This window comes from Thalassobacillus sp. C254, assembly GCF_001310615.1.
Genome location: NZ_BAXQ01000058.1, coordinates 1 through 2,251, shown reverse-complemented (window position 1 = coordinate 2,251; position 2,251 = coordinate 1). Strand labels below are relative to the sequence as shown.

1 protein-coding gene and 1 pseudogene are annotated in these 2,251 nt (G+C 40.6%); both read left to right on the top strand.

Annotated features, from left to right (window positions below; translation table 11 throughout):
- The first annotated feature begins 114 nt into the window (after positions 1 to 114).
- Positions 115 to 1,670: pseudogene (gene istA, locus JCM19033_RS21535) on the top strand (IS21 family transposase).
- A gap of 1 nt (position 1,671) precedes the next feature.
- The coding region (locus JCM19033_RS21530) for an ATP-binding protein (protein ID WP_054637874.1) at positions 1,672 to 2,251 on the top strand (580 nt) is incomplete at its 3' end.

Below are 2,251 nucleotides of genomic sequence, written 5' to 3'. Positions count from 1 at the left end.
TGTAACTGCTAGACTAAGTTGAACAGTTACTGCTTGATTGATTTGAGCGCTTTTCCCCTACTAAACACCTCTTGTCATGTACACTATAAAGAAAATGTGTGACTGACGGAGGGAATGAAGGTGGAGAAATTGGAAAAGCATGTTTATGTTCATCAGCTAAGAAAAGAAGGGTTTTCTGTGGCAGCGATTGCTAGAAAGTGTAACTTATCAAGGAATACTGTTTATGCTTACTTGAAGAGGGATTTTGAGGATGCAAGCGAATGGGTGTACCAACTAAAAACCAGGAAGCGTAAGCTGGATCCTTATCAAAATCATTTACTCCAGTGGTTAAAGGAATACCCTGACCTTTCGGCTTCTCAGATTTCAGATTGGTTAGAAGAACGTTGTTCTTTTAAAGATGTGGGGGCAAGCACTGTTCGAGCTTATGTTAAAGAACTAAGAGAAACATATTGTGTTCCTAAAGTAAAAGAAGTCCGAACCTTTGAAGCCATCGAAGAACTCCCAAAAGGCAAACAAATGCAGGTTGATTTTGGAGAAAAGAAAGTTTTCACTTATGAAGGCAAAACTAAAAAGCTATACGTTATTGCCTTTGTCCTCTCGCATTCTCGCTTTAAATACGCAGAATGGCAGGATCATCCGTTTACGACTCAGGATGTGTTACGAAGTCACGAGAATGCCTTTCAGTATTATGGAGGGATCACAGAAGAAATTGTTTATGACCAAGATAAATTAATGACCGTCAGTGAAAATGGAGGTGATTTTATTCTGACAGAAGACTTTCAGGCTTATAAGCAACAAAGAGGATTTCGGATTCACTTATGCAGGAGAGCAGATCCTGAATCAAAAGGGAAAGTAGAAAACACAGTAAAATTCGTAAAACACAACTTTGCGAAACATCGAGTATTTTATGACATAGAAACATGGAATGAGCAATGCCTTGCCTGGTTAGAACGCAAGGGAAACTTCCAAGTACACAATACAATAAAAAAGAGACCAGTCGAAGTGTTCGCCCTGGAAAAGCCACACTTACGAAAAGTCTCTTACCTACTCTCTTTCGAGAGTCACCGTGGGTTAAGTATATCAAGAACCGTTCATAAGGACAACATCATAAAATATCATTCGAATCGCTACTCCGTCCCGTTAGGACTTACCAAGCAAACGGAGAGAATACGGTGTACGTTCGTATAGAAGAAGGACACCTTATTATTGAAAAAACTCCACAAGGAAAGCAGATTGCGATTCATCCTCTGGCTGTTGGAAAAGGCCAGCTTATCAAGAACACTCACCATTCCCGAGACCGATCAAAAGGTATACCTGCTTATATGGAAACAGTAAAAGGCTCCTTTGATCAGAAAGAGGATATCCAACGGTTTCTTGAAGAGATCCATCAACGTTACCCAAGGTACATAAGAGATCAATTGAAGATTCTCCAACGTGCCGTGAAGCAGTACCCTTCTTTCGCTCAACAGGCGATTGAAATATGCATAAAAGAAAATTTGTGGAGTGCCAACTCGTTTGAAGATGTAACCAGATATCTAGCAAGGAACCAACAATCTGATCGGTCCCTTCTCCCCGAAAACCTTCCTTCCATTCCATATTCAAAAGCGTGGGAGGAAACAGCAGAAGTGAGAAACTTGGAAAGCTACCTGAAGATTTTGGGAGGGGCCTAACATGAGTCTTTCTACGGAAAGTTTACAACGACAATTTCATCAACTTAGGATGGCAGAAACATCTAAAAGGCTGCCTCTCTTTCTGAGAGAAGCCGAAGCCCAATCCTGGACCTATCAAGAGTTTCTTCATGAACTCCTTACTTATGAAGAGAAGCGTAGAGAGGAAAAAATGATTGAAAAACATTTGAAATGGGCAAGGTTTCCGTATCAAAAGACCTTGGAAGAGTTTGACCTTGCGGAGCAGCCGTCTCTCAGTCAAAGACAGCTAAAGCAGCTCCAAGAGCTGTCTTGGCTGGAACAGACGTTTAATTTAATCTTTCTGGGGCCACCTGGCATTGGAAAGACGCATCTAGCTATTGGTCTGGGGTTGGAAGCCATTCATAAGGGATTTCGAGTTTCTTTTATTTCGATGGGAGAACTTGTACCCCTCTTAAAAACAGAGGAATACGTTCGGAAATCTCAGTTATCTATGAAACGTATTCGACAGGCTGACTTGGTTATCATCGACGACTTAATGTATATGGCTATGGATCAACAAGAAGCTAATTTATTTTTTCACTTAATTAATCATCTATATGAAA